The sequence below is a fragment of the Klebsiella sp. A-Nf5 genome, assembly GCF_002810545.1.
Taxonomy (GTDB): domain Bacteria; phylum Pseudomonadota; class Gammaproteobacteria; order Enterobacterales; family Enterobacteriaceae; genus Klebsiella; species Klebsiella variicola.
On sequence record NZ_PIOG01000180.1, the window covers coordinates 1 to 13,936 of the forward strand.

The following is a 13,936-nucleotide window of genomic DNA, read 5'->3' on the forward strand; positions in this document are numbered from 1 at the left end:
CCTATGCGGAAGCTGTCGGTGCTCAGGGTGAAAAAATTAACCGCTGCGCGCCGGGTGGCGAAGCCGTGATGTTAAAAATCGCTGCCTTACTGAACGTCGACCCGCAGCCGGTCGATGGCGATGAACAGGAGGCGGAGCCAGTTCGCATGCTCGCGGTAATCGACGAGCCGAACTGCATTGGCTGCACCAAATGCATCCAGGCGTGTCCAGTGGATGCAATTGTCGGGGCAACCCGCGCCATGCATACCGTGATGAACGACCTGTGCACCGGTTGTAATCTGTGCGTAGCCCCCTGCCCGACCCAGTGCATTTCGCTCGTTCCGGTGGCGACCACCCCGGAAACCTGGAAATGGGATATCCATACGATCCCGGTGCGCAATATTCCTGTGGAACAACATGTTTAAGTTATTTTCCGCTTTCCGAAAAGATAAAGTCTGGGATTTTAACGGCGGTATTCATCCGCCCGAAATGAAAACCCAGTCTAACGGTACCCCACTGCGCCAGGTTTCCCTGCCGCAGCGCCTTATCATTCCGCTGAAGCAGCATATTGGCGCCGAAGGCGAACTGTGCGTCAAGGTGGGCGATCGGGTGCTGCGCGGCCAGCCGCTGACCCGCGGATGGGGAAGAATGCTGCCCGTACACGCCCCGACCTCCGGTACCGTTGCCGCCATCGCCCCGCACACCACCGCTCATCCGTCGGCGCTGGCGGAGATGAGCGTGGTCATTGACGCCGACGGCGAAGACCGCTGGATTGAGCGCGATGGCTGGAATGATTATCAGGTCCGCACGCGCGAAGCGCTTATCGAACGCATTCATCAGTTTGGCGTCGCGGGCCTCGGCGGGGCCGGTTTCCCCACCGGCAGCAAACTGCGCGGCGGCGGCGATAAAATTAAGACGCTGATTATTAACGCCGCCGAATGCGAACCCTATATCACGGCGGACGACCGCCTGATGCAGGACTGCGCGGCGCAGATTGTCGACGGGATCCGCATCCTCGCGCATATTCTGCAGCCTGACGAAGTGCTGATCGGCATTGAAGACAATAAACCTCAGGCCATTTCGATGCTGCGGGCGGTGCTCTGCGACGCCCATGGCATCTCGCTGCGCGTGATCCCCACTAAATACCCCTCCGGCGGGGCCAAGCAGCTTACCCAAATTCTCACCGGCAAGCAGGTGCCCCATGGCGGTCGTTCGTCGGATATTGGCGTGCTGATGCAGAACGTGGGGACGGCCTATGCGATAAAACGCGCGGTGATTGACGGCGAGCCGTTAACGGAGCGCGTGGTCACCCTGACCGGCGAGGCGGTCTCGCGGCCAGGCAACGTCTGGGCGCGCCTTGGTACCCCGGTACGCCATCTGCTAAACGACGCCGGCTTCTGTGCCAGCGCCGAGCCGATGGTGATCATGGGCGGCCCGCTGATGGGCTTTACCCTGCCGGGTCTGGACGTCCCGGTGGTGAAGATCACCAACTGTCTGCTGGCGCCTTCCGCCAGCGAGATGGGCGAGCCGCAGGAAGAAAAAGGCTGCATTCGCTGCAGCGCCTGCGCTGACGCTTGTCCGGCCGATCTGCTACCGCAGCAGCTGTACTGGTTCAGCAAAGGCCAGCAGCACGATAAAGCTACCGCGCACAATCTGGCGGACTGCATCGAATGCGGCGCCTGCGCGTGGGTTTGCCCAAGCAATATTCCGCTGGTGCAGTACTTCCGTCAGGAGAAAGCGGAGATCAGCGCGATTCGCCAGGAAGAGCAGCGCGCCGCAGAAGCTAAAGCGCGATTCGAAGCCCGACAGGCGCGCCTGGAGCGTGAAAAAGCCACCCGCGCCGAACGGCATAAAAAAGCTGCCGTTCAGCCTGCCGCCAAAGATCAGGATGCGATTAACGCCGCCCTGGCTCGGGTACGCGACAAACAGCGTGATGCGGCGCAACCGATCGTGATTCAGTCTGGCGCCAAACCGGATAACAGCGAGGCAATTGCCGCACGCGAAGCGCGGAAGGCCGAAGCCCGGGCACGCAAAGCACAGCAGCAGGCTACGCCGGTGGACACGCCGGCAACCGACGCTGTCGATCCGCGTAAGGCCGCGGTGGAAGCCGCCATCGCCCGCGCCAAAGCGCGCAAAGCCGAACAGCAGGCCACGCCGGTGGAAACCCCGGCAACGGACGCTGTCGACCCACGCAAGGCCGCGGTGGACGCCGCTATCGCCCGCGCCAAAGCGCGCAAAGCCGAACAGCAGGCCGCGCCGGCGGAAACCCCGGCAACTGACGCTGCCGACCCACGCAAGGCCGCGGTGGAAGCCGCTATCGCCCGCGCCAAGGCGCGTAAAGCCGAACAGCAGGCCGCGCCGGTGGAAGCCCCGGTAGCCGAGCCAGTCGACCCGCGTAAAGCCGCGGTGGAAGCCGCCATCGCCCGCGCCAAAGCGCGTAAAGCCGAACAGCAGGCCGCACAACCGGATATCGCGTCAGCCGCAGCCAATGACGACCCACGCAAAGCGGCCGTCGCCGCGGCGATCGCTCGCGTTCAGGCGCGTAAAGCAACACAGCAGGCAGTTAACGAGGAATAAATGGTTTTCAGAATCGCAAGCTCCCCCTATACCCATAACCAGCGGCAGACCTCGCGCATTATGCTGCTGGTGCTGCTCGCCGCCGTGCCTGGCATTGTGGTCCAGACCTGGTTTTTCGGCTGGGGTACCGTACTGCAGATTGTCCTCGCCGCATTGACGGCCTGGGCAACGGAAGCCGCTATTCTCAAACTGCGTAAACAGCATATTGTGGCGACCCTGAAGGACAATTCCGCCCTGCTCACTGGCCTGCTTCTGGCGGTGAGTATTCCGCCGCTGGCCCCCTGGTGGATGGTGGTGCTCGGCACTGCCTTTGCCGTGGTGATCGCCAAGCAGCTGTACGGTGGATTAGGCCATAACCCGTTCAATCCGGCGATGATCGGCTACGTCGTGCTGCTGATTTCGTTCCCGGTACAGATGACCTCCTGGTTGCCTTCATATGAAATTGCCGCCCAGGTTCCGGCGTTCAGCGATGTGCTGCAGATGATCTTCACCGGGCATACCGCCGCCGGGGGCGACATGGCCAGCCTGCGACTGGGTATCGACGGCATCAGCCAGGCAACGCCGCTGGATACCTTTAAAACCTCTCTGCATGCCGGGCATAGCGTCCAGCAGGTGCTGCAATTGCCGGTTTACGGTGGCGTACTGGCGGGCCTTGGCTGGCAGTGGGTGAATATCGCCTGGCTGGCGGGCGGTCTGTTCCTGCTGTGGCAGAAAGCGATCCGCTGGCATATTCCGGTCAGCTTTCTCGTCAGCCTTGGCCTGTGTGCCACCCTCGGCTGGTTATTCTCGCCGCAGAGCCTGGCGTCGCCGCAGATGCATTTGTTCTCTGGCGCCACCATGCTCGGCGCTTTCTTTATTCTGACCGACCCGGTGACGGCTTCAACAACCAACCGCGGCCGTCTGATCTTTGGCGCCCTCGCCGGCCTGCTGGTGTGGCTTATTCGCAGCTTCGGCGGTTACCCGGATGGCGTGGCATTTGCCGTTCTGCTGGCGAATATTACCGTGCCGCTGATCGATTACTACACGCGTCCGCGCGTGTATGGCCACCGTTGAGAGAGCGATGATGTTAAAAACGATGCGAAAACACGGCGTCACGCTGGCGCTGTTTGCCGCCGGTTCCACCGGGCTGACGGCGGCGATCAATGAACTGACGAAAAGCACTATTGATCAGCAGGCGGCCCTGCAGCAGAAAGCGTTATTTGATCAGGTCTTACCTGCTGACCGCTATAATAACGATCTGCTCAAGAGCTGCTATCTGGTCAGCGCTCCGGCGCTGGGCAAAGGCCAGCATAAAGTATGGATCGCCAAGAATAACGACCAGCCGATCGGCGCGGTCATGGAAGCCACCGCGCCGGATGGCTACTCCGGGGCAATACAGTTGCTGGTTGCCGCCGATTTTAGCGGCACGGTCCTCGGCACCCGCGTGACCGAGCACCATGAAACGCCGGGTCTGGGCGATAAAATTGAGCTTCGTCTGTCGGACTGGATCACCCATTTTGCCGGGAAAGTCATCCACGGCCAGGGCGACAGCCACTGGGCGGTCAAAAAAGATGGCGGCGATTTTGACCAGTTCACCGGCGCCACCATCACCCCCCGGGCGGTGGTCAATGCCGTTAAGCGCGCAGGCCTGTATGCACAAACACTGCCTGCGCAACTTCCTGAATTCACCGCCTGTGGAGAATAACCATGAGCGAAGTTAAAGACGTCATCGTCCAGGGCCTGTGGAAAAATAACTCCGCCCTGGTACAGCTGCTAGGTATGTGCCCTCTGCTGGCGGTCACCTCGACCGCCACCAACGCCCTTGGGCTGGGCCTGGCGACCACCCTGGTGCTGACCTTGACCAACCTGACCATCTCCAGCCTGCGCCGCTGGACGCCGGCGGAGATCCGTATTCCCATTTACGTGATGATCATCGCCTCGGTGGTGAGCGTCGTACAGATGCTGATCAACGCCTATGCCTTCGGCCTGTACCAGTCGCTGGGGATTTTCATCCCGCTTATCGTGACCAACTGCATCGTGGTGGGCCGCGCCGAAGCCTTTGCCGCCAAAAAAGGGCCGGCGCTGTCGGCGCTGGATGGCTTTTCTATCGGCATGGGCGCCACCTGCGCGATGTTTGTGCTGGGCTCCCTGCGCGAGATCCTTGGCAACGGCACGCTATTTGACGGCGCCGATAGTCTGCTTGGCAGTTGGGCGAAGGTGCTGCGCATCGAGGTTTTCCATACGGATACCCCCTTCCTGCTGGCTATGCTGCCGCCAGGCGCCTTTATTGGCCTCGGCATGATGCTGGCGGTAAAATACCTCATCGATGAACGTAGCAAGCAGCGGAAGGCGCAAGCGGCCCGGGCCGTTTCTGTCGCCCCGTCTGACGTGACAGGGAAAGCGTAATATGAACAAAGCCAAACGCCTGGCGATCCTCACCAGGCTGCGGGAAAACGATCCCCACCCCACTACCGAACTGCATTTCAGTTCGCCGTTCGAGCTGCTGATTGCCGTTCTGCTTTCGGCGCAGGCCACCGACGTCAGCGTCAACAAAGCGACAGCCAAACTCTATCCGGTGGCCAATACGCCCGCAGCGATGCTGGCGCTGGGGGTGGATGGGGTGAAATCGTATATCAAGACTATCGGCCTGTTTAACAGCAAAGCGGAAAATGTCATCAAAACCTGCCGCATTCTGCTGGAGCAGCACAACGGCGAGGTACCGGAAGACAGAGCAGCGCTGGAAGCACTGCCCGGCGTGGGCCGTAAAACCGCCAATGTGGTGCTGAATACCGCCTTTGGCTGGCCAACCATCGCCGTGGACACGCACATCTTCCGCGTTTGTAATCGGACGCAGTTCGCCCCGGGCAAGAATGTTGAACAGGTGGAAGAGAAGCTTCTGAAGGTGGTCCCCGCCGAGTTTAAGGTCGACTGTCATCACTGGTTGATCCTGCATGGACGTTATACCTGCATTGCCCGCAAGCCGCGCTGCGGCTCCTGCCTGATTGAAGACCTCTGCGAATTCAAAGAGAAAGTCTACGCCTGAGACCTTCGCCTGAGCCATAACCTCACCTTCAGTTATGGCTCGAATTTATGCATTTAACCCGTCGTTAACACCAGAAAATGTGCTTTATGGTGGGTAATAATCCGGTCATATAACGAACAGTCAGTTCATTCATTTTTTCTTGCCGCAAAATTTCTATACATTTGTGATCAAGATCATGCTCGCAACTTTATGTTGATTACATGTTGTGAAAATGAAAATAAATGTCAGGCATTACAACGATTGAGCAAAGATTGCCAGGATAATAGCCCATTAATTTTTAGGATAATGGACCATATCACTGCCAATAAGGTCATTCAGCAGAATATATCGCCTGTTTGGCAAAATCCGGCTGATTAAAAAGATAAAAATAGCAACGATAACGAAACGGTGAAATTTAACTCTGGATAACATTCATATGTCCGGAGCATTATGCCACGCATATTATGTGTAACAGATTATTACAAAGGCCTTGCCTGATGCGCCAGGATAGTGAACATTACCTGCCGTTTTCCCTCCCAAAATAACTATAAAGGCGGCGGTCCAACGAGATTGCGCCCCGAACACCCCCCAGTAAATATGGGATGTAAAAAAAGAGGTATATGTGTCTACTGCAAACAATAAACCAGCAGAAAGTGTGAGTCTGAACGCTTTCAAACAACCACGCGCGTTCTATCTCATTTTCTCGATCGAGTTATGGGAGCGTTTTGGTTATTACGGCCTGCAAGGGATCATGGCCGTTTACCTGGTAAAACAGCTGGGTATGTCGGAAGCGGATTCCATTACTCTGTTCTCCTCCTTTAGCGCGCTGGTCTATGGCCTGGTTGCCATTGGCGGCTGGCTGGGCGACAAAGTGCTCGGCACCAAACGTGTCATCATGCTGGGCGCTGTCGTGCTGGCCATCGGCTATGCACTGGTGGCCTGGTCCGGCCATGATGCTGCCATCGTCTATATGGGTATGGCGACCATCGCCGTCGGTAACGGCCTGTTTAAAGCCAACCCGTCTTCCCTGCTTTCGACCTGCTATGACAAAAACGACCCACGTCTGGACGGTGCATTTACCATGTACTACATGTCCATCAACATCGGTTCGTTCTTCTCTATGCTGGCAACCCCGTGGCTGGCCGCTCGCTTCGGCTGGAGCGTGGCGTTTGCCCTCAGCGTGGTGGGGATGGTGATCACGATTATTAACTTTGCCTTCTGCCAGAAATGGGTTAAACAGTACGGCTCCAAACCGGACTTTGCCCCGGTACACATGGGTAAACTGCTGGCGACCATCGCTGGCGTGGTGGTGCTGGTCGCCATCGCCACCTGGCTGCTGCACAACCAGGGTATCGCACGTATGGTGCTGGGCGTCGTCGCTCTGGGTATCGTCGTGATTTTCGCCAAAGAAACCATGGGTCTGAAAGGTGCCGCACGTCGTAAAATGATCGTCGCCTTCCTGCTGATGGTAGAAGCAATTGTCTTCTTCGTACTCTACAGCCAGATGCCGACCTCCCTGAACTTCTTCGCTATCCGTAACGTTGAGCACTCGATCCTCGGTATCGCCTTCGAACCGGAACAGTATCAGGCGTTGAACCCGTTCTGGATCATGATTGGTAGCCCTATTCTGGCAGCCATTTATAACAAGATGGGCGACCGCATGCCGATGCCGCATAAATTCGCTTTCGGTATGGTGCTGTGCTCTGGCGCGTTCCTCGTCCTGCCTTTAGGGGCGAAGTTCGCCAGCGACGCGGGCATTGTCTCGGTTAACTGGCTCATCCTGAGCTATGCGCTGCAGTCTATCGGTGAGCTGATGATTTCCGGCCTCGGTCTGGCGATGGTCGCTCAGCTGGTTCCTCAGCGTCTGATGGGCTTCATTATGGGCAGCTGGTTCCTCACCACCGCCGGCGCAGCGATCATCGCCGGGAAAATCGCCAACCTGATGGCGGTGCCGGAAAACGTGACTGACCCGCTGGTGTCGCTGGAAGTCTACGGCCACGTGTTCCTGCAGATTGGTATCGTCACCGCGGTTATCGCCGCCCTGATGCTGCTGACCGCGCCGAAGTTGAATCGTATGACTCAGGACGACAGCGCAGACCTGAAAGCACGCGAAACCGCGGCAGCCTGACGCCGCAGGGAAAACCAATTATTTTTAAGCCGCTAACGTTAGGTTAGCGGCTTTTTTTTTACCCCTGGCGGGACTAACATACAGAAAACTGCAGCCACGAGGAGTTACGCATGAAACTGTTCTACAAACCCGGCGCCTGTTCCCTTGCCTCGCACATCGCCCTGCGCGAAAGCGGCCTGGATTTCACTTTGCAGAGCGTGGACCTGGCCAAAAAACGGCTGGAAAACGGGGATGACTATCTGCTGATCAACCCGAAAGGTCAGGTGCCGGCGTTACTGCTGGATGATGACATCCTGCTGACTGAGGGCGTGGCTATTATGCAGTACATCGCCGATCAGGTGCCGGACCGCCATCTGCTGGCGCCAGTGGGCTCCATCGCCCGCTACCAGACCCTGGAGTGGCTGAACTACGTGGCCACCGAGCTGCATAAAGGCTTTACCCCACTGTTCCGCCCGGATACCCCGGAGGACTATAAGCCTGTCGCGCGGGCGTTGCTCGAGAAGAAACTGCAGTATGTTGATGCGTCGATGGAAGATAAACAGTGGCTGACTGGCCATCGCTTCACCATCGCCGACGGTTATTTGTTCACCGTGCTGCGCTGGGGCTATGGCATAAAACTGGATATGGCTGCCTATGGTCATATCGGCAGCTGGATGGCGCAGGTGGCAGCGCGTCCAGCGGTGGCTGACGCACTGGCAGCAGAAGGCTTAAAATAAGGCCTGAACCTGCCCGGCGGACCGTCGGGCAGGCCCGGGAAGTTACAGCCGGGTGGCGCTGAAGCAGTGCTCCGGTACGGCAATGCGATCCTGCGCCGCCACCACCTGCAGTTCATACTCTTGCATGTTTTTAGTGGTGAGCATGATCTCGTACACCGCGGCGGTGACGTGCTCAAGCGCATCGCGCAGGCTGGCACCCTGCAGCAGTTTCACCAGCAGCAGTCCACTGGTCACATCACCGACGCCGACCGGCTGACGCAGGCCAAAATCCACCAGCGGCCGGCTGATATGCCAGGCTTCATCTGCCGTCACCAGCAGCATCTCAAAACGATCCATGCTCAGACCGGCGCGGGAGAGATGTTTAACCAATACCACCTCCGGCCCTTGGACAATCAGCTCCCGCGCGGCAGCTACCGCCTCGCTGACGCTGGCGACCGGATGACCGCACAGGATCTCCAGTTCAACCAGATTCGGCGCAATAATATCGCTGGCCGGCAGCGCATAGCGCACGTGGAATTCCGCCACGCCGGGCGCGACGATACACCCTTTCTCCGGATGGCCCATCACCGGGTCACAAAAGTACTTCGCCGCCGGATTGGCCGCTTTCACCTGACGCACGATACCAAGGATATGCTCGCCCTGTTCAGCGGAACCGAGATAGCCGCTCAGTACCGCATCGCAGGTCTGCAGCTTATCGATGTCGGCGATGCCCTGGACGATTTCCGTCAGGTGTGAAGGCGGCATCACGCAACCTGTCCATTTACCGTACTGCGTATGGTTGGAGAACTGAACGGTATTCAGGGGCCAGACATTGGCGCCCAGACGGCGCATCGGAAACTCGGCGGCACTGTTGCCGGCGTGGCCAAACACAACGTGAGACTGAATGGCGAGGATGTTCTTCATTTTCTTACCACAACCCTAAAAAGAAAAAGGGCGTGGTTTCCCACGCCCTGGTTTTATTTTTTATTTCCAGCAGACCAGGCAGTAATTCTTTTTACCGCGACGCAGTAAGGTGTAGCGGCCGAACAGACGGTCGCTGTCGATGAATACATATTCCGGGTCGGCCTGTTTTTCACCGTTGATGGTCACCGCGTTCGAGGCAACGGTTTTACGCGCCTGACCGCGGGACGGCTGCAGCTCGGAATCCACCAGCGCCTGCAGGAGATCGGCGCCTTTTTCCATTTCGATCATCGGCACGCCATCCTGCGCCAGCTGTTCGAAATCTGCTTCGCTCAGGTCGCTCAGATTACCGTTAAACAGGCTTTCGGTAATGCGCTTCGCCGCTTCCAGGCCTTCTTCGCCGTGGACCAGGCGCGTCACCTGCTCTGCCAGCACGTACTGGGCGCGCGGCGCTTTACCGCTGTTTTTGTCTTCTTCTTCCAGGGCATTGATCTCAGCCATGTCCATAAAGGTGAAGAACTTGAGGAAGCGATAGACATCAGCGTCCGCGGTGTTGATCCAGAACTGGTAGAATTTGTACGGACTGGTTTTCTTCGGATCCAGCCACACGGCGCCGCCTTCGGTTTTACCGAATTTGGTGCCGTCTGCCTTGGTGATCAGCGGAACCGTCAGGCCAAACACCTGGTTCTGGTGCAGGCGACGGGTCAAATCGATACCGGAGGTGATGTTGCCCCACTGGTCGGAACCGCCGATCTGCAGCGCCACGCCGTGCAGCTTGTTCAGGCAGGCGAAGTCGTACCCTTGCAGCAGGTTGTAGGAGAACTCGGTAAAGGAGATACCCTGATCGTCACGATTCAGGCGCTGCTTCACTGCTTCTTTGTTAATCATCTGGTTAACAGAGAAGTGTTTGCCGATATCTCGCAGGAAGGTCAGCACGTTCATGCTGCCAAACCAGTCATAGTTGTTCGCCGCAATCGCCGAATTGTCGCCGCAATCAAAATCAAGGAACGGGGCCACCTGTTTGCGGATTTTATCCACCCACTCCTGCACGGTATCCTCGGTATTTAGCTTACGCTCAGCGGCTTTAAAGCTTGGGTCGCCAATCAGACCGGTTGCGCCGCCCACCAGCGCCACAGGTTTATGACCTGCCTGCTGGAAGCGTTTCAGGCATAACAATGGAACAAGATGCCCCAAATGCAAGCTGTCAGCGGTAGGATCGAAGCCGCAATAGAGCGCGATCGGGCCTTGCGCCAGTCGCTCTGCTAACGCTTCCTCGTCCGTCACCTGGGCTACCAGCCCCCGCTCTTGCAATTGTTTAATCAAGTTACTGCTTGCCATCAAATTCTCCATGTATAAACGACTGCACCTCTGCCGGTACACGACTTTTCGCCAGATGCGAAAAGTACATAGAATAAAGCGCCGGCCCTTTCAGCGCCAGCGCTTCGATAACTAATTTCGGCGTTTACGGTGCCAGGCGGTCTATTTTCCAGGCGCCATTATCACGCTGGTATAAAAAGCGGTCATGCAGCCGATGTTCGCCCCCCTGCCAGAACTCCATCTGCTCGACGCTGACGCGGAATCCGCCCCAAAAACTCGGCAGCGGCACTTCACCCTGCTGGAATTTCTGCTTCAGCTCGAGGAATTTGCTCTCCAGAATCCCGCGGGCGGAAATACGACTGGACTGCTGGGAAACCCAGGCGCCGATTTGGCTATCGCGCGGGCGGCTGTGGAAATATTTGACCACTTCCAGCGTCGACAGGCGCTCCGCTTTGCCGATCACCATCACCTGGCGCTCCAGCATATGCCACGGAAACAGCAGGCTCACCTGGGGATTTTTTTCAATCTGATGGGCTTTGCGGCTGCCAAGATTGGTATAAAACACCAGCCCTTTTTCATCGTAATGCTTCAGCAGCACAATACGCTGGTAAGGTTGGCCGCGCTCATCAACGGTAGCAACCACCATCGCCGTCGGGTCTGCGAGTTTCGCGTCACAGGCCTGACGCAGCCAGCGTTCAAACAGCGGCAGGGGTTCAGCAGGAAGATCGTGGCGACGCAAACCGCCACGGGTGTATTCACGGCGCAAGTGCGCGATTTGCTGGAGTTCGTCGTTATCAGACATGGCCATTGAGGATGTAGTCATAAGGTGGCGTTATTGTGCGCCCCCCCGACAGAAATCTCAACGTTTGGCCGTCTGCAGCTGACAGTTATCGAGGATGATGCGATCGCGTTTATAAACGGTGGCGGTATCGCCCTTCGACCAGAAGACATAGACGCCGTCGGTGTAGCGCGCCCCCGAAGCCGACAGCCCCTCAGTCAGGTTCAACTGCTGATTATCATAGATAAAACTCACCTGCTGGCGGGTGTTGTTGCGATGGACCGTTAACGGTTTCTGGTCGCATTGATACTCCAGCGTGTCCGTCTGCATCCGCTCGACAAACTGGTTGTAGTAGCTACAGCCCGCCAGCATAAAAGGTACAACTGCGATAAGAATTTTTTTCATTCGTTTGCCTTCGACTTTCCCGGTCACGGAGGGCACTCCGCCCTCCGCTTAACTTATTCAGTTTACCGGTCGCGCCGTGTTTAAGATTTCAGTTAACTCCGATTCTGCGGCGGGTTAGCCGGGAAAATGGCGCCCAGCACCGTGGCTTCGCTGGCGCCGGTCACTGAGGGCAGATTACCCGGCAGGCCCGCGAGCGTGCGCCAGGCCAGCCAGGCAAAGGCCAGCGCTTCCATATCATCGCCACTAATCCCCGCCTCATCGGTGGTGGAGACTTCGGTTCCCGGCAGCAGTGCCGCCAGGCGCGCCATTAACAAGGGGTTACGCGCGCCGCCGCCGCACACTAACAAACGCTCGCAGCCGCCGCTTAACAATACCTGCTCACTGATGGTCACCGCGGTTAATTCCGCCAGCGTGGCCTGCACATCCTGCCCACGCAGCCCCGGATAGCGGGCCAGATGCTTCTCCAGCCAACCGTAATTGAAATATTCACGACCGGTGCTTTTCGGCGCCGGTAAAGCAAACCACGGATCGCTTAGCATATCCTGCAGCAGCGGCAGCAGCACTCTGCCTTCGCTGGCCCACTGGGCGTCCTTATCATACGGTTTACCCTGCTGACGCCAGATCCAGGCATCCAGCAACATATTTCCCGGCCCGGTATCATAGCCGCGCACCGGCTGCCCTGGCACCAGCAGCGATACGTTGGCGATCCCGCCGATATTCAACACCATCCGCCGCTCAACGGGGTGCGCCAGCAGCGCGTGATGAAATGCCGGAACCAGCGGCGCCCCCTGCCCGCCAAGCGCCATATCACGCCGGCGAAAATCCCCCACCACCGTGACTCCGGTATGCGCGGCGATCTGGTTGTTGTCGCCAATTTGCAGTGTGTGTGGCGCGTCGCCCTGCGGTTCATGCCATACGGTCTGTCCATGGCAGCCGATAGCGATGACGTCGGTGGGCTTGAGATTTTCCTGGCGCATCAGCGCCAGTACGGCATCGGCAAACAGCCGCCCCAGACGAGTATCCAGACGCCCCAGTTGTGAGAGGGTCAACGACTGGCCCTGACAAATCGCGAGGATCTCTTCTTTTATTGCGTGTGGGATGGGCCAGGTGAGACTGGCCTGCTGCGCCACGATATTTTCGTCGATGGCGGCCAACACGACATCGATACCATCAAGGCTGGTACCGGACATAACGCCAATAAAGCGACCCGATCTCATACGTTTTTCCTTCATTCCATGACCCTCGTATAGGCCTCACTCCACCATAAAGCGCCCGCTAATGCTATGTTGTTATAATACTTTTTAACAATAGAGCGACATTTCAGAGAACACCGTAAAGAACCGGCGTTTAGTTTAGGTTGAAGCATCATTAATTATTATTTTTTGTATAGTCAGGGCGGAAGCTATGCCCGCCGGCGACTAAATGCCATATAATTAACCGTATGGACGTTCAATTGAACACCTTCGGTGAACAGGAGATTCATAAATGATTTTACGTGTTTTGGCTGTATCGATGATTGGTTTTACGCTCGCAGGCTGCGTGAGCAGCAGCGGCCTGTCCGGCGACGTTTATTCCGCATCTGAAGCCAAACAGGTGCAGAGCGTAACTTACGGTACGATTGTGCATACGCGCGCCGTGCAGATCCAGAGCGGCGACGACAGCAATGCCATCGGCGCCATTGGCGGTGCGGTGCTCGGCGGGTTCCTTGGCAACACCATCGGCGGCGGTACCGGACGCTCTCTTGCCACCGCGGCTGGCGCTGTCGCGGGCGGCGTCGCGGGCCAGGGCGTTCAGGGTGCAATGAATAAAACCCAGGGCGTAGAGCTGGAAATCCGTAAGGATGATGGCAACACCATTCTGGTGGTGCAGAAACAGGGCAGCACGCCGTTCTCTGTGGGTCAGCGCGTCGCCATTGCCGGCAGCGGCAGCCAGGTCACCGTCTCTCCTCGATAACCCCCTTACGATGCGGCCCGTTGCGCCGCATCGTATTTTTCAGCCACGGTTATTCCACCGTAATAGATTCGCATTAGCAATCAGATATATTAATTTAAGTACTTCATCAATCATTGCGCCTGCGCAATATCTTATCTTACCGCCCCCACTACTCTCAGACTGTCATAATATTCTGTCGACTG

General features: G+C 57.6%; 14 protein-coding genes. 9 read left to right on the top strand and 5 right to left on the bottom strand.

Going from position 1 to position 13,936, the window contains the following annotated elements:
• From rsxB to gstA, 8 genes are all read left to right on the top strand, one after another.
• Window positions 1-404 (top strand): electron transport complex subunit RsxB (rsxB, locus tag CWM53_RS19375; RefSeq protein ID WP_100750834.1); only part of this gene is annotated, 404 nt, incomplete at its 5' end.
• Window positions 397-2,556: an electron transport complex subunit RsxC gene (rsxC, locus tag CWM53_RS19380; RefSeq protein WP_100729595.1), complete on the top strand. Its 2,160-nt coding sequence runs from the start codon at window positions 397-399 to the stop codon at window positions 2,554-2,556. The genes rsxB and rsxC, both read left to right, overlap by 8 nt.
• Window positions 2,557-3,609 carry an electron transport complex subunit RsxD gene (gene rsxD, locus CWM53_RS19385; RefSeq protein ID WP_012968049.1) on the top strand — a complete coding sequence of 351 codons (1,053 nt, stop codon included), beginning with the start codon at window positions 2,557-2,559 and terminating at the stop codon, window positions 3,607-3,609. It abuts the gene before it with no gap.
• Between the two features lie 10 nt (window positions 3,610-3,619).
• Entirely contained in the window at window positions 3,620-4,240 is a 621-nt protein-coding gene (gene rsxG, locus CWM53_RS19390) for an electron transport complex subunit RsxG (protein WP_032691405.1), read from the top strand.
• Window positions 4,241-4,242: 2 nt separating this feature from the next.
• Window positions 4,243-4,941, top strand: coding sequence for an electron transport complex subunit E (locus CWM53_RS19395; protein ID WP_008804642.1), 699 nt, complete (start codon window positions 4,243-4,245; stop codon window positions 4,939-4,941).
• A 1-nt stretch (window position 4,942) separates the two neighbouring features.
• The gene (nth, locus tag CWM53_RS19400) at window positions 4,943-5,578 is read left to right on the top strand and encodes an endonuclease III (RefSeq protein ID WP_008804641.1); all 636 of its coding nucleotides are present in this window, start codon (window positions 4,943-4,945) and stop codon (window positions 5,576-5,578) included.
• Between the two features lie 601 nt (window positions 5,579-6,179).
• Window positions 6,180-7,685, top strand: coding sequence for a dipeptide/tripeptide permease DtpA (dtpA, locus tag CWM53_RS19405; protein ID WP_061154385.1), 1,506 nt, complete (start codon window positions 6,180-6,182; stop codon window positions 7,683-7,685).
• Window positions 7,686-7,795: 110 nt separating this feature from the next.
• Window positions 7,796-8,401: a glutathione transferase GstA gene (gstA, locus tag CWM53_RS19410; RefSeq protein WP_100729594.1), complete on the top strand. Its 606-nt coding sequence runs from the start codon at window positions 7,796-7,798 to the stop codon at window positions 8,399-8,401.
• A 42-nt stretch (window positions 8,402-8,443) separates the two neighbouring features.
• Here gstA and pdxY read toward each other — a convergent pair whose 3' ends face one another.
• The 5 genes from pdxY to anmK form a co-directional block, all read right to left on the bottom strand.
• Complete coding sequence (gene pdxY, locus CWM53_RS19415; RefSeq protein WP_074385669.1) at window positions 8,444-9,304, bottom strand: pyridoxal kinase PdxY; 861 nt, start codon at window positions 9,302-9,304, stop codon at window positions 8,444-8,446.
• A gap of 60 nt (window positions 9,305-9,364) precedes the next feature.
• Window positions 9,365-10,639 (bottom strand): tyrosine--tRNA ligase, encoded by a 1,275-nt coding sequence (gene tyrS / locus CWM53_RS19420; RefSeq protein WP_100729593.1) that lies wholly within the window; start codon window positions 10,637-10,639, stop codon window positions 9,365-9,367.
• A 124-nt stretch (window positions 10,640-10,763) separates the two neighbouring features.
• On the bottom strand, window positions 10,764-11,420 hold the full coding sequence (pdxH, locus tag CWM53_RS19425; RefSeq protein ID WP_032731006.1) for a pyridoxamine 5'-phosphate oxidase: 657 nt from the start codon (window positions 11,418-11,420) through the stop codon (window positions 10,764-10,766).
• A gap of 57 nt (window positions 11,421-11,477) precedes the next feature.
• Complete coding sequence (gene mliC, locus CWM53_RS19430; RefSeq protein WP_061154382.1) at window positions 11,478-11,801, bottom strand: C-type lysozyme inhibitor; 324 nt, start codon at window positions 11,799-11,801, stop codon at window positions 11,478-11,480.
• Window positions 11,802-11,893: 92 nt separating this feature from the next.
• A complete protein-coding gene (gene anmK / locus CWM53_RS19435) occupies window positions 11,894-13,018 on the bottom strand; it encodes an anhydro-N-acetylmuramic acid kinase (protein WP_061154381.1) in 1,125 nt (374 codons plus the stop codon).
• 268 nt (window positions 13,019-13,286) lie between these two features.
• On the opposite strand from anmK, the gene slyB reads away from it, so the two are divergent.
• Window positions 13,287-13,754 carry an outer membrane lipoprotein SlyB gene (gene slyB, locus CWM53_RS19440; protein ID WP_008804633.1) on the top strand — a complete coding sequence of 156 codons (468 nt, stop codon included), beginning with the start codon at window positions 13,287-13,289 and terminating at the stop codon, window positions 13,752-13,754.
• The last annotated feature ends 182 nt before the right edge of the window (window positions 13,755-13,936 follow it).

What these genes read in the sequence shown, in the direction of transcription:
- rsxC (WP_100729595.1), top strand. Translation starts at nt 397, where the DNA reads ATGTTTAAGTTATTTTCCGCTTTCCGAAAAGATAAAGTCTGGGATTTT.
- rsxD (WP_012968049.1), top strand. Translation starts at nt 2,557, where the DNA reads ATGGTTTTCAGAATCGCAAGCTCCCCCTATACCCATAACCAGCGGCAG.
- rsxG (WP_032691405.1), top strand. Translation starts at nt 3,620, where the DNA reads ATGTTAAAAACGATGCGAAAACACGGCGTCACGCTGGCGCTGTTTGCC.
- CWM53_RS19395 (WP_008804642.1), top strand. Translation starts at nt 4,243, where the DNA reads ATGAGCGAAGTTAAAGACGTCATCGTCCAGGGCCTGTGGAAAAATAAC.
- nth (WP_008804641.1), top strand. Translation starts at nt 4,943, where the DNA reads ATGAACAAAGCCAAACGCCTGGCGATCCTCACCAGGCTGCGGGAAAAC.
- gstA (WP_100729594.1), top strand. Translation starts at nt 7,796, where the DNA reads ATGAAACTGTTCTACAAACCCGGCGCCTGTTCCCTTGCCTCGCACATC.
- pdxY (WP_074385669.1), bottom strand. Translation starts at nt 9,304, where the DNA reads ATGAAGAACATCCTCGCCATTCAGTCTCACGTTGTGTTTGGCCACGCC.
- tyrS (WP_100729593.1), bottom strand. Translation starts at nt 10,639, where the DNA reads ATGGCAAGCAGTAACTTGATTAAACAATTGCAAGAGCGGGGGCTGGTA.
- pdxH (WP_032731006.1), bottom strand. Translation starts at nt 11,420, where the DNA reads ATGTCTGATAACGACGAACTCCAGCAAATCGCGCACTTGCGCCGTGAA.
- mliC (WP_061154382.1), bottom strand. Translation starts at nt 11,801, where the DNA reads ATGAAAAAAATTCTTATCGCAGTTGTACCTTTTATGCTGGCGGGCTGT.
- anmK (WP_061154381.1), bottom strand. Translation starts at nt 13,018, where the DNA reads ATGAGATCGGGTCGCTTTATTGGCGTTATGTCCGGTACCAGCCTTGAT.
- slyB (WP_008804633.1), top strand. Translation starts at nt 13,287, where the DNA reads ATGATTTTACGTGTTTTGGCTGTATCGATGATTGGTTTTACGCTCGCA.